The following is a 20,363-nucleotide window of genomic DNA, read 5'->3' on the forward strand; positions in this document are numbered from 1 at the left end:
CGGCACGTCGTCAGAACTGGGTGCCGCCGTCGCAGTTGATGACGGCACCGGTCAGGTACTGGACCCGTCCGGACAGAAGAAACGTGAACAGCTCCGCGAGCTCGGTCGAAAGCCCGACCCGGCCCATGGCCACGGACATTCCGTAGTCCTCGGCCATGGCTCTGCCGATCGCCTGAAGAGGGGGCAGGCCGTACTTCCGCGCGGCGGCTTCCATGACCCCGTGTGCCGACTCGCTGGCGACGAAGCCCGGGCACACGGTGTTGGCGCGTACACCCTGTGAGCCGTAGGTCAGGGCGATGTTCTTGGTCAGGCTCGCGATCGCGCTCTTCATCGAGGCATAGCCGAGCAACGGCGGCTTCTGGGCCCGGATGGAGTAGGCGGCGGTGGTGACGACGGATCCTCCGCCCGCGGAGAGCAGATGGGGCAGGGCGGCCCTGCAAGCGCGCACCGTGGTCATGACGTGGACCTGGAAGTACTGCTCCCAGTCGTCGTCGGTCAGATCCAGCAGGGTCTTGCGGGTCTGCAGGGTGCCGGCGGTGACGGCGACACCGTGGAGCGCTCCGAACGTGCCGACGACGGACTCGACCGCCTTGTCCAGCGATCCCCTCCGGGTTCCGTCCCCGGTGAACATCCGCACGTCCGATCCCGTTTCGCGGGTGATCTGCGCGGCGCGTTCCTCACCCCGGGCACGGTTCCGTCCGATGACGGCGACCCGGGCGCCTTCCGAGGCGAGGAGACGCGCCGTGTCCAGCCCCATCCCTCCGGTGCCGCCGACGAGCGCGAACACCTTTCCGCTGATTTGCAGATCCATGCCGGCCTCCCGCGACGGGCATCGTGATGGCGACAGCGCGATGCGCCAGGTGTTGTGATCAATGCGATGACGGTCGGGTCGACGGCGGCCCGCTGCCCGGCAGGGCGCCGCTGTGCCCTTCGTCGAGTGCACCAGGCGTCCCACCGGGGCCGGGGGGCCGGGCCCGGTGCGGAACCGGGTGGGCGGGGCCGCGGGTCCGGTCGCCGACGCAGGGGCCGCCAGGCCGTGGCCGGCCCCCGGGGCCGTCGGTCCTCTCGCGGAACCACCGGAACCATGACGGGTCGTCGCCGCTTCAGCAGCCCACCGCCGCGAAGGCGTCGTGATCGTCGACCGCCGTCCCGGTCCTGTGCTGCATCAGGGCCGTGATGGCGGGATCGACCCGCAGGGTGATGCCCCACATGTAGAAACCGACGATCATCCCGCGACGGATGTCCTGCCGTGCCTGATCCCAGGAGGGCACGTCCACGCCACCCGCGGCGAGCCGGTCGAGGTAGTGCCTCAGCAGGTCCCGTTCGGTCCGGCGGCGGTCCTCGACCGTGAGGCACGCCGCCAAGTGGTAGCCGACGTCGAGATACCAGGGACCGCGCTGCACCGTCTGCCAGTCCGTGAACGACGGACGCCCGTCCCGGTCCAGGAAGACGTTGCCGACGTGGGCGTCGCCGTGGACGACCGCCCACGGCGAGGCCGTCTCGATCTCGACCGACAGAGCACAGTAGGCGTCGTGCAGACGCCGCGCGTCCCGCACGGCCTCGGGGACGCCGGCGCCTATCGGACCCGAGAAGTTGCCCTCGATCTCCGCCACGCCGCGGACCTGCGAGTGGTGCACCATGCGCGACATCAGCCAGTCCGCGCGGGCCAGGGAGCGGTGCTGCCAGGTCGCCGCGTGCAGGGTCGCCAACTGTTCCAGGCTCTCGGCGGTCTGGTCGGGCGAGTAGTGGTCCAGGGCGCTGAGGAACCTCCCGCCCTGGGTGACGACGTCTTCGGAGAGGAACACGCCCCGGCCCAGCTCGCTGTCGACCGCGGCGTAGACACATCGGAGGGTGCGGATGCCGGTGGAGCCGGCGAGATCGCGGTAGAAACAAGTCTCGGGTTTGCTCACCGGCCACGACGAGGGATTCGCGAAGTACCCCTTGACCCAGAGGTCCTGGGGCAGCCCTTCGGGTACGTCGCCCTCGCACTCGATCCGGAAGCGGACGTTCGTGGAGACCCGGCTGACCATCGGGCCCACTGTCACCCGGCACACCCTGACACCGGGGTAGGAGGGCCGCAGTGCCGCGGTGAGCCAGGCCGGGGTGAGCAGTTCGTCGAGCGTTTCCGGCACCGGCCTGACCGGGCCGGCCGGTTGGGTTCCCGCGATGCTGGCGGCCATGGTGGACTCCCCTCCTGGCGGTGTTCGGGTACCGGGCTCGGCCGAGGCGCCGTCGGACGGGCCGACAGGCGGTCGCGGCGGAAGCCGGGGCGTTCGAGATGAGGATCTTTCACTTGTCGCTGTGGGGAACGTGAGACGGCGTCACGCGTCGGGCGGGAAGGCGGCAGCGGGGCGCCGCCCGGCCGGGACGGGGTGCACGTGCGCCACCGGCCGGCGGGTGCCACCGGCGTCACCAGGATGTGGCGGGGCGTGCGCCGCCGCCGTTGACGTCGACGACGGCGCTGTTGATGTATCCGGCCGCAGGGGAGGCGAGGAAGGCGACCGTCTCCGCGACGTCTTCGGGCATGCAGACCCGGCCGAGGGTCATGTTGTCCGCGAACTGCTTGCGCTGTTCCTCGTCGAAGATCTTCTGGATGCCTTCGGTGAGGACGAATCCGGGCCGGACGACGTTGCTGCGGATGCCCTGGGGGCCGTGCTGGGCACCGGTGTACAGGGAGAAGACCTCCAGCGCCGACTTGCAGGCCGGGTAGGCGGCTTTGGTGGCGGTGGCGTGCAGCGTCGCGCCGGACGACATGTTGATGATCGACCCTCCGCCGCCGGCCAGCATCGCCGGGACCGCGTGCCGTACCCCCCAGACGGCGGCCATGACGACGACGTCGAAGGTCCGCTGCCATGCCGCATCGGTGGAGGTGGCCGTCCCGGTGTCCTCGCGCACCTCCACCGCCGCGTTGTTGTCGAGGATGTCGAGCTGTCCGAAGGAGTCGAGCGCCGCGTCGACCAGGGCCTTGACGCCGTTCTCCGTGCTGATGTCGGCGTGCAACCCGACCGCGCTGTCACCGAGTTCCCGTACGAGCCGGCGAAGGGCCTCGTCGTTGATGTCGCCCAGGACCACCCGGGCCCCGTCGCGCACCATGACCCGTGCGGTCGCGGCGCCGATCCCGTTGGCGGCGCCGGTGATGATCGCGACCTTTCCGTCCAGTCGGTTCGTCATGGCTGTCACCTTTCAGCTGTGTTGTCGGGAGGGAAGAGGCACTCCGGTCATGGCGGCCGGCTCACGTGCCGCCGGCGCGGTCGTGAAGACTCTCCGCCAGTCGCCGGCGCAGTACCTTGCCGGTGGGTGTCGTGGGGAGCCGGTCGAGCATGACGACCTCGTCCGGTGTCCTGGAGCCGCGAAGGCGGTCACGGACGTGGTGGCGCAGTTCCTCGGAGGTCGGCACGGTCCCGGGGCGGGGAACCACGAACGCCACGATCCGCTGCCCCCATTCGAGATCCGGTACGCCGACCACCGCGCACTCCTCGACAGACCCGTGCTCATCGAGTACGGCCTCGATCTCCGAGGGCGCGATGTTCTCCCCGCCGCGGATGATCGTGTCGTCCGACCTGCCGTGTACGAAGATGAAGCCGCCCTGGTCGATGTGGCCGGTGTCGCGCGTGCGGAACCAGCCGTTCTCGTCGATCCGGCTGCCCGACTCGAGATACTCGCCGGCCACCTGAGGCCCCCGGACCACGATCTCACCGGCCTGTCCCGGTGCGCGGCTTCCGCCGTCGTCGCCGAGGATCGCGATCTCCACCCCCGGCAGTGCGCGTCCGACGGATCCCAGCCGGGCCCGCACCCCGGGGTCCGTGGCGGCAAGCGCCTCGCGATGGTCGTCGGGCCCGAGGACCGCGATGGACGAAGCGGTCTCGGTGAGGCCGTAGGCGTTGACGAAACCGGTGCCGGGGAACCGGCGCAACGCCTCTTCCAGGACGGGAGCGGGCAGTTTCGCACCACCGTAGGAAAGAGAGCGCAGGGACGCGGGCGCGGGGCGCCCGCTCGTCCTGAGCTCGCGGACGATTCTCGCCAGCATGGTCGGCACCACCATGGCGTGTGTGACCCCGTGCGCCTCGACCCGGTCCAGCCAGTCCTGCGGGGTGAACCGGTCCAAATAGACGACGCGCCGTCCCGTGTAGAGGTTCGACAACAGGTTCCCGATCGCCGCGATGTGGTACGGGGGCACGCTGACGAGCGTCGCGTCCGACTCGCGCGCGGCGGCGAACTCGACCGACTGGATGACATAGGAGGTCAGGTGCCGGTGCCGTAGCACGGCGCTCTTGGGGGCCGCCGTGGTGCCGCTCGTCATCAGCAGCACCGCGACGGAGTCCGCGTTGTGGCCGGCCGACGGCGCCTCCGTCGTGTCGGGCGCGTCGGCGCCGGCGGCCCGGCCGGCGAACGTCGTGGTCGCGACGGTCGCCCGGCCACCCGCTCGCTGCGGGGTGTCGGTGATGACCAGGGGATCCTTCTGCCGGGCGAGGATGTCCTCGAGTCGGCCGTCGCCGAGCCGGTAGTTCAAGGGCAGCAACGGCCGTCCGGCGTACGCGGCGGCGAACAGGGCGACGGCCAGGGCAGGGCCGTTGCCGCCCAGGTACACCACGCACCCCGCACCCGCCTCATGGATCAGGCGGGCTCCCCGCCGGGACCGACGGCGCAGTTCCCGTCCGGTGAGGGCGTCGTCCGCATCGTCGATCGCGGTGCGGTCGGGCATTCCGTCCGCGACCATGTCGAGCAGTATCGTCAGATTCACGAGGCCGTTCCTCCGCTGGATTTCGCCGGACCACCGCGGTCGGTCGGATGGCGGGCGGTGCCCTGGGCCGTCGGGTCTCAGTCCGAGGCGGGCAGTGGCTTGGGCTGTTTGACCGCCAGTTCGCGCTCGTCGAAGACCAGCGGGCCGACGCCGGCCTTGGTGCACAGCACCTCCAGAGCGGTGTCCGCGTCCCAGTAGCGCTTGCCCAGCATGATCCCGGGGCCGGTCGGGGGCGGCGTGTCGCCGAGGTCGGGGGCTTCGTCGGTCATCTCCGCGCCGGCGCACCACAGTGGATTCGGGCCTCCCCACCCTCGGATCACCACCACTTCACAAGGGGAGTTGCGCGCGTACAGCCGGTGGCCGGGCTTGTGTCCCATGGAGTGCTCCTGTCTCGGTCGGTGTCGGTTCCGTCCCACCGGGGGGCGTAGCCGTCGACGCGCGCCGGCGATCCGCATGGATGCCCCGGACGCGGTGCCCGGCCGGGTGTGCCCCGGGCCGGGAAAGGGGAGCGGCGGCACTGGACGCGGTCGGCCACTGGTGTCACCTGAGCCCTCGCTCCCGGTCGTCGGCGGCTCGCGCCTCCTGTCCTCGGAGTGAGCCCCTCGCTTTTCCTCTATCCTTGCTTTCATAGATATGTTTGTCCATACTGAGACCGGCTGATCGTCCAGAGCCCTCCCGGACGCCGGGAGCGGACCCGGACGGGGGAACGGGGAAGGCTGACGGCGCGCACGCCACGTGCGGCCGGGCCGGCCCCCGTCGCCCTCCGGACGGCACACCGGCCGGAGCGCCGCAGACGCGGGTGAGGTGGCAGACGTGGAGTACCAGACGATTCGCTTCGAACGGCGCGACAGAACGGCCTGCGTCACGCTCGACAGGCCGCAGAAGCTGAACGCCGTCGACCATCGGATGATCGACGAGCTGGAGGACGCCTACCGCACCATCGAGGACGACCCCGACATCTGGACGTACATCGTCACCGGAGCGGGCGACCGCGCGCTGTGCGCCGGTGCCGACGTCGGAGTCATCCCGGGCAGTGTCCACCCCGGCCAGGACACCCGCGGCGAAGCCCTCCTCGGCGCGTTCTGGCAGTGGGACGCTCCTCAGGAGGCCACCGCACCGTACCTGCGGATGACCAAGCCGATGATCTGCGCCGTCAACGGGCTCGCGGCGGGCGCGGGACTCGATCTGATCACCACGGCCGACATCGCGATCGCCGCCGAGCACGCCACCTTCTTCGATCCGCACGTCAGCATCGGCGTGACCTCCGGCCGCGAGGCCGTCCGGCTGGCCCGGATGCTCCCGCTGGGCGAGGCGATGCGTGTCGCGCTGCTGGGCAGACAGGAGCGGATGAGCGCCGAGCGCGCCCACCAACTCGGCCTGGTCAGCGAACTGGTCGCCAAGGAGCGGCTGTTGGAGCGCGCCTGGGAGATCGCCGCCCTCGTCAACCGCAACGCCCCGCTGGCCGTTCGCGGCACACGGCTGGCGGTGCGCAAAGGGCTGTCGCTGCCCGTGTACGAGGCGGAGCTGCTCGCGGAGGGGTACCGGCTCCGGGTCGCGGCCACCGAGGACGCCCGGGAAGGGCCGGACGCCTTCCTGCACAAGCGTGCCCCCCAGTGGAAAGCCCGGTAGAAGCGCTGTCCGGCACCGAGGACCGGTGATGAGGAGAAGCCCCGTGGACGATCCGGCCCGGAGGGATGTGTGGAGCGTCGGGCCGACGCTTCCCAGACTGCTGCGTGAACGGGCCGCCGAGTGCGGCAGGAAGAAGTTCCTCGTCTGTGACGACGACGTGCTGAGCTACGAGGAGGCCGAGCGCCGCTCGCGCGGCCTCGCGCGCGGCCTCCTCGCCTCGGGGGTGGGCCGGGGTTCCCACGTCGGCCTGCTGTATCCCAACGGATCGGCCTTCGCGGTCGCCTCGTTCGCGCTCGCGCGGATCGGGGCGGTGGCGCTGCCGCTGAGCACCCTGTCCACCGCGCCCGAGCTGCGGGGCCTGCTGCGCGACGGCGATGTCCGCATGCTCCTGTCGGCAGCGGGCTACCGGTCCCACGACTTCGTCGAGACGCTGCGCACCGCCGTACCGGAACTGGATCCGGCGGACGGCGGGATGCTCTGCGCGCCGAGCGTTCCGACCCTGCGCCAGGTGTACTTCGAGGGTGGCCGGAAGATCCCCGGGGCCTGGCAGGCCGAGCACCTGCGGCGGGCGGGCGACGCGGTCACGGACGACGTACTGGAGGCCGCCGAGGACGCGGTGCGCCCCGCCGACCGCCTGGTCATCGTGCATACGTCGGGGTCGACCAGCGCCCCCAAGGGAGTCGTCCACTGCCACGGCCCGCTGCTGCGCCACCAGGCGGAGCTGAACCGGGTGCGAGGGTACGACGACACGGAGATCCTCTTCTCCAACAGCCCGTTCTTCTGGATCGGCGGATACGCCGCCAACCTCATGGCCACCCTGGAAGCAGGCGCGACCCTGGTGTGCTCGGGCGCCCGTGACCCGGGGGACACCCTCGACCTGATCGAGCGGGAACGCCCCACCCTGCTCAACGGCTACCCGCAGTCGGCCCGGGCGCTGGCCCGGCACCACAGCTTCCCCGGCCGCGACCTGTCCAGCATCAGGCGGGGCAACCTGTACCCGATCATGCCGAGCGCCGTACGCCCCGCGGACCCGGAACTGCGGCATCAGATGTTCGGCATGACGGAGGCCGGCGGCATCTGCCTGCTCAGCGCGGACGAGAGCGACCAGCCGGAGCACCGGCGCGGCTCGTTCGGCAAGCCTGCCCCCGGACTCGAAGCGGTGGTGCGCAACACCGTGACGGGCGAGGAGTGCGCGGCGGGAGAGACGGGGGAACTCTTGTTGCGCGGCCCCTCCCTGATGGAGGGCTATTACGGCAGGGAACGCCATGAGGTCTTCGAGTGCGACGACTGGTACGCCACGGGCGACCTCTTCGCCCGGGACGCGGAGGGCTTCCTCTATTTCAAGGGCCGGCACAGCGCGCTGATCAAGACGAGCGGCGCGAACGTCTCGCCCCGGGAGGTGGCGGACGCGATCACGGACCTGACGGGCCTCACCGCTCACGTCGTAGGAGTCGACGACGTACACCGGGGCCAGCGCGTCGCGGCGGTGCTGGTGGCGGACGACCACTCGGCGGTGGACGTACCGGCTCTCAGGTCCGCGCTCGCCGGGCGCCTCTCCACGTACAAAGTGCCCCGGCTCTTCAGGCTGATGACGGAACGTCAACTCCCGCTGATGTCCAGCGGGAAGATCGACGAGGCCGCCCTGCGGGAGCTGTTCGCCGAAGAGGACGAGGCCGATGGCTGACACCCACGAGACGCTTCCCGCGCTGTTGGCCCTGCGGGTTCACGAGGCGCCGCAGGACGTGGTGATGGTGTGCGACGACGAACACCTCACCCATGGCGACCTGGACCGTGACAGCCGTGACATCGGCCGCAGGCTCCTCGCCGAGGGCGTCGGCAAGGGGGACCGTGTCGGGGTGCTGATGCCCAACGGCACAGGCTGGGCGGTGGTCGCGCTCGCGGTGGCCCGGATCGGCGCGGTACTCGTACCGCTGAGCACCCTGCTGCGGCCCTCGGAACTCCTGGCGCAGCTGCGGGAGAGCGGGGCGACCACGGTGGTCGCGGTCCGTGCCCATCGGGGCCGCCGCTACATGGACGACCTGGAGGAATGCCTGCCGGGTGTCCTCGCGCGGCTGGCAGGGGACCGGCTCTGCGCCGAACTGCCCTCGCTGCGGCGGGTCATGCTCTGGGGGGAGGACCTGGTCCCGGGCCGGGCCGCGCATCCGGGACCGCCCGAACCCCTGGTCAGGGCGGCAGACGACCTTGTCGTTCTGTTCACCTCCGGCAGCAAGGGCGCGCCCAAGGGCACCGTGCACACGCACGGCAGCGCGTTGCGTGCCGTCGCCTCGGGACTGCGGGCCCGCTGTGTGCGGCCGGGAGAGCGCCTTTACATACCGATGCCGTTCTTCTGGGCCGGGGGACTGGCAGGCGGGCTGTTCACCGCCCTGGTGGCGGGGGCCGTGCTGCTGACCGAGCAGTCGCCGGAACCGGCCGCCACATTGCGCTTCCTCCAGCGCGAGCGGGTGACCCTGTTCCGCGGCTGGCCGCAGCAGGGGCAGCGGCTCGCCGCGCATCCCGCGTTCGATGCCACCAGACTGCCGTACCTGCGGGCCGGCAGTCTGGACGCCGTGCTGGAGCCGGACCTGCGGTCCGCGCCGGGTGCGCGGGCCAACCTGTTCGGGATGAGCGAGACCTTCGGCCCGTACTGCGGCTACCCGCTGGACACCGACCTCCCCGAGGGGAAGAAGGACAGCTGCGGACGGCCCTTCGAAGGGGTGGAGGTCGAGGTGGTCGACCCTGGCGGGCGGCGGCCGGTCCCGCCGGGGACGAAGGGCGAGATCCTCGTGCGCGGACCGAACGTCATGCGGGGCATGTGCGGACGCGAGCGGCACGAGGTGTTCGGCGGAAACGGCTTCTACGCCACCGGAGACCTGGGACGTCTCGACGAGGACGGGTTCCTCTGGTACGAGGGCCGCCTGGACGACATGTTCAAGATCAGCGGGGCGACGGTGTACCCGGCCGAGGTGGAGCGGGGACTGCGCTCCTGCGCCCGGGTCTCCCAGGCCTATGTGACCTGCGTCGGGACCGGCGACCACCGCGAGGTCGGCGCGGTGGTGGTCGGGAAGGGCCTGGAACTCACGGAACTCGCCGCCGCCGCCCGCTCGGTGCTCAGCGCGTTCAAGGTGCCCACGGTGTGGCTGGTCCTCGACGACGCCGCGCGGATTCCCCGACTGGCTTCGGACAAGCCCGATCTTCGGGCGCTGTGGCGACGGCTCGCCGGGGAAGGCCGGCGGGTGGCGAGGCGATGACCCGGCCCGGCGATCAGGAGCACCGCGCCGTGCGGCGAACCATGCATCTGTCGGCTGTGTTTTCTCTGATGGTGGAACGAGGGGACCGTGACTGAGCACGAGACGATCACCTACGACACGGACTACGTCGCCAAGGTGGCCACGGTCACCCTGAACCGCCCGGACTCGCTCAACGCGTTCGACCGCACGATGTGCCACGAGGTGGCCGACGCCTGGCGGCGGCTGCGCGCGGACACCAAGATCAACGCGGTGGTGCTGCGGTCGGCGGGCGAGCGTGCATTCAGCGCGGGGCTGGACATCACGAAGGAGTACGGGCAGCCCGACGACGTCTGGTGTCACGAGGACCCGGGTGAACTCATCAGCCCGAAGTGGCAGAAGCTGTGGAAGCCCATCGTGTGCGCGGTTCAGGGAATGTGCACCGCGGGCGCCTTCTACTTCGTCAACGAGTCGGACGTCGTGATCTGCTCCGAGGACGCCACGTTCTTCGACTCGCACGTCAGCGCGGGCATGGTGTCGGCGATCGAGCCGCTCGGCCTGATGCGCAGGATCGGACTCGGGCAGACCCTGCGGATGTGCCTGGTCGGCAACGACGAACGCGTGTCCGCGCGGACCGCCCTGGCCATGGGACTGGTGACGGAGGTGGTGAGCGCGGCGGACCTGTGGGCCCGCGCCTTCGAGCTGGCCAGCATGATCGCCGCGAAGCCCTCGGCGGCGACCCAGGGCACCGTCCGCGCGATCTGGGAGTCCCTCGACCGCCCGTACCGCGCCGCGATGGAGCAGAACCTCCTCTACACGAGGCTGGGCAACCCGATCGGACAGGCGGAGGTCGGGGGACGGGCCCCGCGGGTCGAGCGGCCGAGGATCCGGTGAGCGGCGCCCACCCGCTCTCGCGGACGATCGCCGAGGTGGCGACCGCGGATCCCGCGGCGCGTGCCATCGAGTTCGACGGCCACTGGCACACCTGGGGCGAACTCGGCGCCGCGATGGACCGGATCGACGACGTCGTCGGCCGCTTCGCCGGCGGCACGGCCGCGGGGGTGGGCGTCCTCGTCCGCAACACGCCGGCGCACGTGGCGATGCTGCTCGCCCTGCTGCGGCGCGGCGGGTGCCTGGTCGTGATCAACCCCGCGCGCGGCCGGCCCGGTGTGCGCGAGGACCTGGCGTCCCTGGGCCTGTCGCTCGTCCTCGGCAGCCCCGACGACCTGGAGCGCGTCGCGGACCCCGGCTCGGGAACAGCGCTCTGCGGTGTCGCCGGGCTGAGCGGGCGGGTACACGCCGTCCAGGTGCCGCGGACACCGGTCGACGGTCCTCGGTACGAGGACGTGGCGGTGCGGATGCCGACCAGCGGCACCACCGGCCCCCCGAAGCGGATCAGCCTGACCTATGACGCGCTGGACGCGAGTGCGACCGGGCGGCGGTTCCGGGCGGCGTCCCGTGAACCGGTGCCGCCCGCCAGGGGCGTCGCCGTCGTCAACTCGCCGCTGGCGCATCTGGGAGGAGTTTTCCGCGTCCTGCAGAACGTCGTCGCCCGGCGTCCTTTCGTCCTCCTGGAGAGGTTCGAGGTGGGCGCCTGGGTCAAGGCGGTGCGCGAGCACCGTCCAAGAACGGCGAGCCTGGTGCCGGCGGCGCTGCGCATGGTGCTGGAGGCGGCCCCGGAGCCGGCCGACCTGGCGAGCCTCAGGTCGGTCACGTCGGGCACGGCGCCGCTGGATCCCGCCGACGCCGACGCGTTCACCGCTCGCTTCGGTGTGCCGGTCCTCACCTCGTACGCCGCCACCGAGTTCGCCGGCGGCGTCGCCGGCTGGACACTGCGCGACTACGAGCGGCACTGGACGGCCAAGCGGGGCAGCGCGGGACGTGCTCAGCCCGGTTGCGAGCTGCGGATCGTCGACGAGCACGGCCGCCCTGTACCGGACCCCGACCGCCCTGGCCTGCTGGAAGTCAGGCCGGCCCAACTGGGGCCGGACGTCGACTGGATACATACCAACGACCTCGCGCGCATCGACGCCGACGGCTTTCTCTATGTCCTGGGCCGCGCGGACGGTGCCATCAACCGCGGTGGGTTCAAGGTGCTGCCGGAGCATGTGCGGGCCGCACTCGAACGACTTCCCGCGGTACGGGGCGCGGTCGTGCTCGGTGCCGCGGACGCGCGCCTCGGAGCGGTGCCGGTGGCCCTGGTCGAACTGCGGGACGGCTTTGCCGCGGACGGCGAGGCGATCGGCCGGGACGTGGCGGACACCCTCGCGGGATACGAGCGGCCCGCGCGGATCCACGTCGTACGGGAGCTGCCGCGGACCTCGTCCGGCAAGGTCGACCTGGCCGCCGCCGAGGCGCTGCTGGCCTCGGTCACCGACCGGCCCGCCGCCGGCGCCGCCCGGTGGCCCTCCGTATGGGGGTTCGGTCTGCCGCCGCTGGCCCAGACCGTGGAGTTCGCGCAGGCGGCGCGGAGCCTGACCGAGGCGGTGCTCTCACTGGACGCGCCCTCGCCTCGCCTGGAGCGGCTGCTGGCCGAGATCAGGGATGCCGACCGGGAGTTGCGAGAGCGGGCACCTGTGGGCACCGCCGTCCGCATCGGGCCGGGGGCGGACGATCCCACCTTGCGCCCCTATCTGGACCACTCGATTCATATGGGTGTGTACAACCCGGCGTTCCCGCTGTACGACGTCACCCATCTCGATACCGAACGGGCGGCCGGAACAGTCCGGTTCTCGCTGGTTCACGAGGGCCCTCCCGGGTTCGTCCACGGGGGATTTCTCGCGGTCTTCTTCGACGCCCTGGTGGCGCACCACAGTTCGGAGGCAGGGCTCGCCGGAAAGACGAAAGAACTGAAACTGAGGTACTTCCGGCCGACGCCGCTCGGAGAACAGCTCGACTTCGAGGTCCTGCGCAGGGTGGCGGAACGGGAGATCGTGTTCGAGGCCACGTTGCGGGGGCCGTCCGGGCCGCTGTGCGGCGCGGAGGCGAGGACGGTCGCGGGCAGGCGCGAGAACCTTCCGCGTGTCGGCGAACGGGCAGGCCGGGCCCCGGCCGGCCGGCCCGACGCGGCGTCGACCCGGCCCGACGGGGCGCCGGGCACGCCTCCGACCCGCTGAAGCGGTGCCCGGCCGCCCCTATGGGCTATCCGTAGTAAGCTATAAAAGATGAGAGAGGCGAATGGCGTGGCACCGATGACGACGCCACGTGTCGTCACTGGGGCTCGGTGATGACCGGGGAATACTCAATCGGAGGCGTTGATGCGTCAGTTGCGGCAACCCAGGCTCGCGGAGATCGTCGCGTCGCGACTGCGTGAGGACATCCTGAGCGGCCGGCTCCGGGAAGGGGACGTTCTCGGCAACCAGGAACGGCTCTTCAACGAATACCAGGTCAGCCTTCCCGCGCTTCGAGAGGCCATGCGGATTCTCGAGACCGACGGGCTGATCACGGTCCGCCGGGGCAATGTGGGCGGCGCGGTCGTGCATGCCCCCTCGGCCCAGCGCGCGGCGCAGATGATCGCGATGGTGCTGCAGAACCGCTCCGCTTCCCCTGTCGACGTCAGCACCGCGCTGCGCTACGTGGAACCCGTCTGCGCCGGCTTGTGCGCGGCTCGGGAGGACCGGGCCACCGAGGTGGTCCCGGTCCTGCGCCGCGTCATCGAGGAGCAGCGGGCGGACATCGGGGACAGTGAGGCGTACCTGCGTCACTCGGGCCGCTTCCACGCCCAGCTCGTGGCCCTGTGCGGCAACGAGGCGATGATCGTGGTCATCGGAGCGCTTGAGCTGATCTGGTCGTCTCATGAGTCGATGGTGTGGCGCGACGTCGCGGAAGGCATCGACGCCGAGGACGACCCGTCCTCGCCGCTGGCACGCAAGACCATGAGGGCCGCGCTCCGCGCCCACGAGAGGCTCGTCGACGAGATCGAGAAAGGCAACGTCGACAAGGCGAATTCGATCGCGGCCTCGCACCTGCACGCCGCCCATGCCAACACGCTCGTTTCGAGCGGACACGAGACGGTGGTGGCGAACCTGCTCAGCGGCGTCGAGGCTTTCGACACGCTCAGTGGTGTGGAGCGCTGAGCGGTTTCCAAGGCGCCGGGAGGGCCGGCGTCCGTCGTCCATAGCTGTCAAAAATAGATACAGAAGGTGGGCTGGTGGGTAGTCTCGCAGTAGGTACGGTCGACGTGTAACTCCTCGCCGGAGGTCCACCTGTGGTTGCTCTCCCCGTCCCCGCTTCTCCTTCCGGTGCCGAGCGTTACGCCGCTCATACCGACGATCTGGCCGAACTCAGGCTCCTGGACTCCGAGATCGTCGCGCTTCTCGATCGCCGCCGGGCAGTGGCGGCCAGGCTTCCGCATCCCGGGAACCCGCGAGGCTCCGACCCGGTTCGTTCCGAGGCGGTGCGCAGGATCACCGGGTACTATCGTGAACACCTCGGCGGCGCAGGGGAGTTGGTGGCGCGAGCGGTGCTCGTGCTCTGCGCGCCGGAGGCCGAGGGGGAGCTGCCGCCGGCGGACTGAGGCGCGGCGGAGCCCGGTTCCGCGGACACCTGCTCAGGGAAATCGCAGCATCGCTTCCTGCGCGTAGGAGGCGAGCAGGGTGCCGTCCGCACGCAGGACGTCACCGCGTCCGAAGCAGCGGCCCTGGGCGAGGCTCGGGGCGTGCTGCCGGAGCAGCAGCCAGTCACCCGTGCGCAACGGCCGGTGGACCCAGAAGCTGTGCGTGGTGACCGCGGCGCCGAGCTTGCTGTGCGCCGTGGACTGGCCCACCCCCTCGACCGGACGAAGCGCCGTACCGATCAGCGTGAGGTCCGTGGCGTACGCGATCAGGGCGGGCGCGACACAGGCGTCCGCCGAAGGGATGCGCATCCACAACTCCAGCGTCGGGGGAGCCGGTTCGAGGGCATCGAGGTCCGCGGTCGTCCGGCACTCCCACGGCAGCAGATCGAGGACGGCCCGGTGTCCGCTGTCCGGCAGGCCGGGAACCGCGGGTACCGTCTGGACCACGCGGCCTTCCTCGGGTGCGTGCAGCGACACGCTGGCGAAGGCATGGACGCTCCCTCGCTGGCGGGCGGTCACGGTGCACGCGGCGAAGGTCCTGCCGTCGCGCAGCACTTCCGTCTCGTAGTGGACCTGCTCCTCGGTCCGGCCCGCCCGGAGGAACTGCATCTGGAGCGACTTCACGGTTTTGCCCGGACAGGCCAGCTCGGCGGCGCGCACCGCCTGTGCCAGCAACTGGCCGCCGAACAGCCGGAACGAAGGCCCCGACGGGAGGTTGGGAGCGGTGAACACGGACGGTCCCGCCGCCTGCGGGGCGGGGCGCAGATCGACGGAGGCCAGCAGGCCCTCCCACGCGTCGGACATGAGCAAGGACTCTCCAGAGCGTGTGCACGGACGACGAGGACGAAGGGTCTCGCGGGGGCGGGCCGGCTGTGGCGGCCCGCCTGCGTTCAGCCCCGCGCCGCGGCGCCGAGCAGCGCCTTGGCGATGAGCACCTGCTGGATCTGGCTGGTGCCCTCGTAGATGCGGAACAGCCGGGCGTCCCGGTAGAAGCGTTCGACAGGCACCCCCCGCATGTAGCCGGCACCGCCGTGCACCTGTACCGCGCGGTCCGCCACCCGCCAGACCATCTCGCTCGCGAAGTACTTGGCGCAGGACGGGCCGATCCGGGTGTCCTCGCCCGAGTCGAAACGGCCGGCCGCGTCCAGCACCGTGGCCCGCCCGGCGTAGAAGTCCGTCATCGAATCGGCGATGAGGCCCTGGACGAGCTGGAACGACCCGATGAGCGCTCCTGACTGCCGGCGCGTCCGGGCGTAGTTCACCGACTCGTCCACCAGCCTCTCGGCGAGCCCCACGCACAGCGCCGCGATGTGCACCCTGCCGTGCGCCAGGCAGCCCATCGCGATGCCGAAGCCCCGGTTCAGCCCCGCCTCGCCGCCGATCAGGGCGTCGGCCGGCACCCGTACGGCGTCGAGGTGCACATCGGCGGTCCAGGCACCGAACTGCCCCATCTTGTGGTCGCGTGGGGCCACTTTGAGACCGGGCGTGCCGGCGGGTACCAGGAAGGCGGAGATTCCCCTCCTTTTCGGGGCGTCGGCGTCGGTGCGGGCGAACACCATGAACACATCGGCGAGAGGCGCGTTGGTGATGTACCGCTTGGAGCCGTCGAGTACCCAGCCGTCGGCGTCCCGTCGGGCCCGGGTGGTGAGGGTCGACGGATCGGAACCGGCCTCGGGCTCGGTCAGGGCGAACGACGCGAGCGCCTCGCCCGAGGCGATCCTCGGCAGCCAGTGCTGCTGCTGCGTCTCCGTTCCCCCGATCATGAGCACGTGTCCGGCGATGCCGTTGTTGGTGCCGAACATGGAGCGCAGCGCCGGGGTGGTGTATCCCAGTTCGAAGACCAGCCGCGCCTCCTCGTGGGCCGACAGCCCGAGCCCGCCGTACCGTTGCGGCAGCGCGAAGCCGAACAGCCCCATCTTCTTGGCCGTTTCGCGTATGCCGGTGGGTATCGCGTCCTCGGCGTCGATCCGGGCCTCCAGGGGTACGACGTCCCGCCGGACGAAGCGTCGTACCTCGGCCAGCACCGCGCTGAAGTCAGCCGGATCCATCTCGACTCCTTCGACAGGTCGCGACCGCCGTGACGGTCTCACGTGTGCTCCGAAGAGCTGTCCTTCTCGTCCTGCGGCACCGGTCCGGGCCGGTAGCACAGGGCCAGGAGCGCCGCGGCGCCCGCCGTCCCGAGTCCTGCCGCGGCCAGCGCCGGACGGATCCCGGTACGCTGCCGGCGCAGCAGGCCGTCGACCGAGTAGCGGCCGTGGCCGAGTGTGGCGAGTGCGACAGCCGCGCCTCCCACCACGCCCACGTACTCCCAGCCCCCCTTGAAGACGAAGAATCCCTTGCCGCGGTGGTCGGTGCGCGCCGCGACGGCCATCAGGCCGACCGCTGCCGCCGCCGGCAGCGGACCGGCCGTCCCCAGGGCGATTCCCGCGCCGGCCGCGATTTCGGTCCCCGCCGCCAGCCGGGCGTGCACCGCCGCCGGTCTCAGGCCGAGTGCCTCGAACCAGCCGGTGGTTCCCGTCAGCCCGCCGGGGCCGCGAACCTTGTTCCAGCCGTGTGCGACGAGCATCGGGCCCAGCGTCGCGCGCAGCAGCAGCGCGGCCGTGTCGCGGCCGCGCGCCGCCGCCGCGGCGTCCTCGACCGCTGCTGTGGGGATCACCGTGCCGAGCATGTACTGCCTCCCGATGGTTCGTGTCAGCCGAGTTCCCGCAACACCTCTGCGGTGTGCTCTCCCAGTTGCGGTGCACCCGAAGCGGGGCCTGTGTCGTCGTCCCAGAAGCGGATGGGTGTCGCCACCGTACGCAGTGGACGTGTGCCGCCCATGCCGGGTTGCTCGACGAAGACCCCCTCGGCCTCGGCCTGCGGATCGGCGCACACCTCCTCCAGCGTCTGCACTGGTGCCCACCACACTCCCTCGGCGTCGAACCGTTCGGCCCACCGGGCGAGCGGACGCTTCGCGAACTCGTCGTCGAACTCCGCGATCAGTTCGCGCACATGAGCACGGCGGGACCGGGCGTCCGCGAACCGCGGGTCCGCCGCCAGGTCGTCGCGGCCCAGGGCCTTGACCACGCCGGGCCAGTGCCGGTCGCCCTCCAGGCCGATCAGCCAGAACCACCGGCCGTCTGCGGCGCGGTAGGAGTTGTAGAGGGGGGACTCGTGCTCGGTGCGGGGGCGGGTGCGGCCACGCTTGCCGAAGAAGTTCTGCAGCGCGAGATCGTTGCCGTTGGCATAGGCTCCCGAGCGCAGCAGGGACACATCGACCACGGTCCCCTCTCCGGTGCGTCCGCGGCGCAGCAGCGCGGCCAGCACCCCCGCCACCAGGTTGGCCGCGGCGGCGCGGTCGCCCATTCCCGGACGGATCCCGGGCGGCGCCTGGTCGTCCGGGTTGAGCATGGCGGCTATGCCGCTCCTGGCCCAGAACGCGGAGACGTCGTAGCCTGCGCGGTCCCGCTCGGGTCCCTCCCAGCCGTACCCCGTGAGGGTTCCGACGACGAGGCGGGGGTGGCGCTCGCGCAGGGACGCGGGGTCCAGTCCCAGACGCCGCAGGGCGCCCGGGCGCAGGTTGGTGATGAACACATCGGCGTGGCCGAGGAGCCCCTCGCAGGCACGGGCCCCGGCCGCGGACCGAAGATCCAGCACCACGCTCCGCTTGCCGCGGTTGTCGGTCTCGAAGGGCGGGGCGCTGTCGGTGTCCTGTCCGAGGTGCCGAAGCGTGTACCGGTTCGGATCGCCGGCGGGAGCCTCCACCTTGATCACGTCGGCTCCCCAGTCGGCGAGCATCGCCGTGGCGGCCGGGGCCGCCACCCATATACCGAGTTCCACGACCGAGATGCCTTCCAGCGGCCGCACGGCCCACCTCCACAACCGGTTCGACTCCGTCGGCTCCGTTCCGGGTCCCGCGCCGAGCGCACCGCAGCGATGCACGCACTGATAGTTATCATATAATTGTTTTCATTGATAGCCTGGTTGGGTTGATCGGCCCGTGGTCCAGACTCGGGCCCGAGCGTGACGCACTCGTCGGAGCGGACTCGTCAGAGGGAGTCTCGAATGGGGTTGTTGGCCGGACGCAACGCGGTGATCACGGGCGCGGCGAGAGGGATCGGCTGGGAAACAGCACGGGTGCTGGGCGGCGAGGGCGCCGGAGTCGTCCTCGGCGACATCGACGGCGAGGCGGCGGAGGACGCCGCGCGGCGGCTCCGGGCCGAAGGGATCCGGGCGGCGGCCCTGCGCTGCGACGTGACGGACGAGGCGGACGTCAAAGCCCTCGTCGCACAGTGCGCGAAGGAGTTCGGCCCGGTCGGCGTCATGGTCAACAACGCCGGTATCACCCGCGACGCGACCATGCGGAAGATGTCCCCGGAGGATTTCCAGGCGGTCGTGAACGTCCACCTCGGCGGCGCGTGGCATGGCACCCGGCAGGCCGCGGAGGCCATGCGCGAGCAGGGGCAGGGCGGCAGCATCGTCAACATCTCCTCCATCGCGGGCAAGGTCGGCAACTTCGGCCAGACGAACTACAGCGCCGCGAAGGCCGGGATCGTCGGCCTGACGAAGGCATCGGCCCGGGAACTCGCCGGGCACGGCATCCGGGTGAACGCCGTACAGCCCGGACTCATCCGCACCGCGATGACCGAGGCCATGCCCCGGGCGGTCTGGGAGGGGAAACTCGCCGACATCCCGCTCGGGCGCGCCGGAGAGCCCGTCGAGGTCGCCCGGACCGTGCTCTTCCTCGCATCCGACATGTCCGGTTACATCACGGGCGCGGTCATAGAGGTGACCGGCGGACGCCACATGTGAGCCCCTTGTCCCCCGTCGAGAGGTTGGAGCCATGGCCGTCCACATGCGGGACGTGGTGATCTGTGAACCCCTGCGCACTCCGATAGGCGGTTACGGTGGTGTCCTCCGCGACGTCGCCGCCACCACCCTCGCCGCCACTTTGGTGCGCACCGTCCTCGACCGCTGCCGGATCCCCGGCGAAGCCGTCGACGACGTCCTTCTCGGACAGTGCTACCCCAACGGCGAGGCCCCGGCCGTCGGTCGGGTCGTCGCCCTGGACGCGGGCCTGCCCGTGGAAGTGCCCGGACTGCAGCTCGACCGCCGCTGCGGTTCCGGACTCCAGGCGGTCATCAACGCCGCCATGCAGGTGCAGACCGGCGTCAGCGACCTCGTCCTCGCCGGCGGCGTCGAGTCCATGAGCCAGGCCGAGTTCTACACCACCGACGTGCGGTGGGGGGTGAAGGCGGCGGGCACCACGCTGCACGACAGGCTCGCCCGCGGGCGCGTCACCGCCGGAGGGCTTCATCATCCGGTGCCCGGGGGCATGCTGGAGACCGCGGAGAACCTGCGGCGCCGGTATGCCATCCCGCGCGAGGAGCAGGACCGTCTCGCGCTGGACTCCCACAGGAAGGCGGTGGCGGCACAGCGCGACGGCCGCTTCGCCGACGAGATCGTTCCGGTCGCCGTACGCACCCGCGGGGGCAGCACGGTCGTCGGCACGGACGAGCACCCGCGGCCGGAGACCTCGCTGGAGGCACTCGCCGCGCTGCGCCCGGTGCTCGGGCGTCAGGACGCGGAGGCCACCGTCACGGCCGGCAACGCGAGCGGACAGAACGACGGCGCGGCACTCTGCGTCGTCACCCATCCCGAGCGCGCCGCCGAACTGGGGCTGCGTCCGCTGGGCAGGCTGGTGTCCTGGGCCGTCGCCGGGGTGCCGCCCGAGACGATGGGCATCGGCCCCGTACCCGCCACCGCCAAGGCCCTGGGCCGGGCGGGGCTGAAGCTGTCCGACATGGATCTGATCGAGCTGAACGAGGCGTTCGCGGCCCAGGTGCTGGCCTGCACCCGGGAGTGGGAACTGACCACTGCCGACTTCGAGCGCCTGAACGTCAACGGCTCCGGGATCTCGCTGGGGCACCCGGTCGGCGCGACCGGCTGCCGGATCCTCGCCACCCTGCTCCGGGAGATGGACCGACGGGGTGTCCGGTACGGACTGGAGACCATGTGCATCGGCGGCGGCCAGGGCCTGGCGGCGATCTTCGAGCGGCCCTGACCGGACGGCCGAGGCTCCCGCGACAGCCTGGCGGCGGTCTGCGGATGTCGCCGTCGGGGGGGGGGGGGGGCCCCCCCCCCCCGGGGGGGCCCCCCCCCCCCCCCGGGGGGCCCGGGGGGGGGGGGGCCCCCCCCGCCGGGCCGGGCGGCCCCCCGCGCCGCGCCCCCCCCC

At 71.4% G+C, this 20,363-nt stretch carries 18 protein-coding genes; 9 read left to right on the top strand and 9 right to left on the bottom strand.

The window, feature by feature from the left end:
• Positions 1 to 10 precede the first annotated feature (10 nt).
• The 5 genes from ACZ619_RS29105 to ACZ619_RS29125 all read right to left on the bottom strand — a co-directional run bounded on the left by ACZ619_RS29105 (position 11) and on the right by ACZ619_RS29125 (position 5,118).
• The gene (locus tag ACZ619_RS29105) at positions 11 to 811 is read right to left on the bottom strand and encodes an SDR family NAD(P)-dependent oxidoreductase (protein ID WP_469604955.1); all 801 of its coding nucleotides are present in this window, start codon (positions 809 to 811) and stop codon (positions 11 to 13) included.
• Between the two features lie 292 nt (positions 812 to 1,103).
• Positions 1,104 to 2,180: a phosphotransferase gene (locus ACZ619_RS29110; RefSeq protein WP_469604958.1), complete on the bottom strand. Its 1,077-nt coding sequence runs from the start codon at positions 2,178 to 2,180 to the stop codon at positions 1,104 to 1,106.
• Between the two features lie 229 nt (positions 2,181 to 2,409).
• A complete protein-coding gene (locus ACZ619_RS29115; RefSeq protein WP_469604960.1) occupies positions 2,410 to 3,171 on the bottom strand; it encodes an SDR family NAD(P)-dependent oxidoreductase in 762 nt (253 codons plus the stop codon).
• A 61-nt stretch (positions 3,172 to 3,232) separates the two neighbouring features.
• The gene (locus ACZ619_RS29120) at positions 3,233 to 4,741 is read right to left on the bottom strand and encodes a class I adenylate-forming enzyme family protein (protein ID WP_469604964.1); all 1,509 of its coding nucleotides are present in this window, start codon (positions 4,739 to 4,741) and stop codon (positions 3,233 to 3,235) included.
• Positions 4,742 to 4,818: 77 nt separating this feature from the next.
• Positions 4,819 to 5,118, bottom strand: a complete 300-nt coding sequence (locus ACZ619_RS29125; RefSeq protein WP_469604966.1) for a hypothetical protein — start codon at positions 5,116 to 5,118, stop codon at positions 4,819 to 4,821.
• Positions 5,119 to 5,554: 436 nt separating this feature from the next.
• Here ACZ619_RS29125 and ACZ619_RS29130 point away from each other — a divergent pair, with 436 nt between their 5' ends.
• The 7 genes from ACZ619_RS29130 to ACZ619_RS29160 all read left to right on the top strand — a co-directional run bounded on the left by ACZ619_RS29130 (position 5,555) and on the right by ACZ619_RS29160 (position 14,110).
• Positions 5,555 to 6,370 carry an enoyl-CoA hydratase/isomerase family protein gene (locus ACZ619_RS29130; protein ID WP_469604969.1) on the top strand — a complete coding sequence of 272 codons (816 nt, stop codon included), beginning with the start codon at positions 5,555 to 5,557 and terminating at the stop codon, positions 6,368 to 6,370.
• Positions 6,371 to 6,413: 43 nt separating this feature from the next.
• Positions 6,414 to 8,054 carry a class I adenylate-forming enzyme family protein gene (locus tag ACZ619_RS29135; RefSeq protein WP_469604972.1) on the top strand — a complete coding sequence of 547 codons (1,641 nt, stop codon included), beginning with the start codon at positions 6,414 to 6,416 and terminating at the stop codon, positions 8,052 to 8,054.
• A complete protein-coding gene (locus tag ACZ619_RS29140; protein ID WP_469604974.1) occupies positions 8,047 to 9,618 on the top strand; it encodes a class I adenylate-forming enzyme family protein in 1,572 nt (523 codons plus the stop codon). Before ACZ619_RS29135 ends, ACZ619_RS29140 begins: the two co-directional genes overlap by 8 nt.
• Positions 9,619 to 9,705: 87 nt before the next feature.
• Positions 9,706 to 10,488 carry an enoyl-CoA hydratase/isomerase family protein gene (locus tag ACZ619_RS29145; RefSeq protein WP_469604977.1) on the top strand — a complete coding sequence of 261 codons (783 nt, stop codon included), beginning with the start codon at positions 9,706 to 9,708 and terminating at the stop codon, positions 10,486 to 10,488.
• Entirely contained in the window at positions 10,485 to 12,710 is a 2,226-nt protein-coding gene (locus ACZ619_RS29150) for an AMP-binding protein (protein WP_469604980.1), read from the top strand. The genes ACZ619_RS29145 and ACZ619_RS29150 overlap by 4 nt, the downstream gene beginning before the upstream one ends.
• Before the next feature lie 141 nt (positions 12,711 to 12,851).
• The gene (locus ACZ619_RS29155) at positions 12,852 to 13,670 is read left to right on the top strand and encodes a FadR/GntR family transcriptional regulator (protein ID WP_469604982.1); all 819 of its coding nucleotides are present in this window, start codon (positions 12,852 to 12,854) and stop codon (positions 13,668 to 13,670) included.
• A gap of 131 nt (positions 13,671 to 13,801) precedes the next feature.
• Complete coding sequence (locus tag ACZ619_RS29160; RefSeq protein WP_469604984.1) at positions 13,802 to 14,110, top strand: hypothetical protein; 309 nt, start codon at positions 13,802 to 13,804, stop codon at positions 14,108 to 14,110.
• A 33-nt stretch (positions 14,111 to 14,143) separates the two neighbouring features.
• Here ACZ619_RS29160 and ACZ619_RS29165 read toward each other — a convergent pair whose 3' ends face one another.
• From ACZ619_RS29165 to ACZ619_RS29180, 4 genes are all read right to left on the bottom strand, one after another.
• A complete protein-coding gene (locus ACZ619_RS29165) occupies positions 14,144 to 14,953 on the bottom strand; it encodes an acyl-CoA thioesterase (protein WP_469604986.1) in 810 nt (269 codons plus the stop codon).
• An 86-nt stretch (positions 14,954 to 15,039) separates the two neighbouring features.
• Positions 15,040 to 16,197 (bottom strand): acyl-CoA dehydrogenase family protein, encoded by a 1,158-nt coding sequence (locus ACZ619_RS29170; protein WP_469604989.1) that lies wholly within the window; start codon positions 16,195 to 16,197, stop codon positions 15,040 to 15,042.
• A gap of 38 nt (positions 16,198 to 16,235) precedes the next feature.
• The gene (locus ACZ619_RS29175; protein ID WP_469604992.1) at positions 16,236 to 16,817 is read right to left on the bottom strand and encodes a DoxX family protein; all 582 of its coding nucleotides are present in this window, start codon (positions 16,815 to 16,817) and stop codon (positions 16,236 to 16,238) included.
• Positions 16,818 to 16,840: 23 nt separating this feature from the next.
• Positions 16,841 to 17,995 (bottom strand): CaiB/BaiF CoA transferase family protein, encoded by a 1,155-nt coding sequence (locus ACZ619_RS29180; protein WP_469604993.1) that lies wholly within the window; start codon positions 17,993 to 17,995, stop codon positions 16,841 to 16,843.
• Positions 17,996 to 18,193: 198 nt separating this feature from the next.
• On the opposite strand from ACZ619_RS29180, the gene fabG reads away from it, so the two are divergent.
• Together fabG and ACZ619_RS29190 are read left to right on the top strand one after the other, a co-directional pair.
• Positions 18,194 to 18,940 (top strand): 3-oxoacyl-ACP reductase FabG, encoded by a 747-nt coding sequence (gene fabG / locus ACZ619_RS29185; protein WP_469604995.1) that lies wholly within the window; start codon positions 18,194 to 18,196, stop codon positions 18,938 to 18,940.
• Between the two features lie 31 nt (positions 18,941 to 18,971).
• Positions 18,972 to 20,192: an acetyl-CoA C-acetyltransferase gene (locus ACZ619_RS29190; protein ID WP_469604998.1), complete on the top strand. Its 1,221-nt coding sequence runs from the start codon at positions 18,972 to 18,974 to the stop codon at positions 20,190 to 20,192.
• Positions 20,193 to 20,363 lie beyond the last annotated feature (171 nt).

The sequence above is a fragment of the Streptomyces sp. NPDC104367 genome (genome assembly GCF_055583825.1).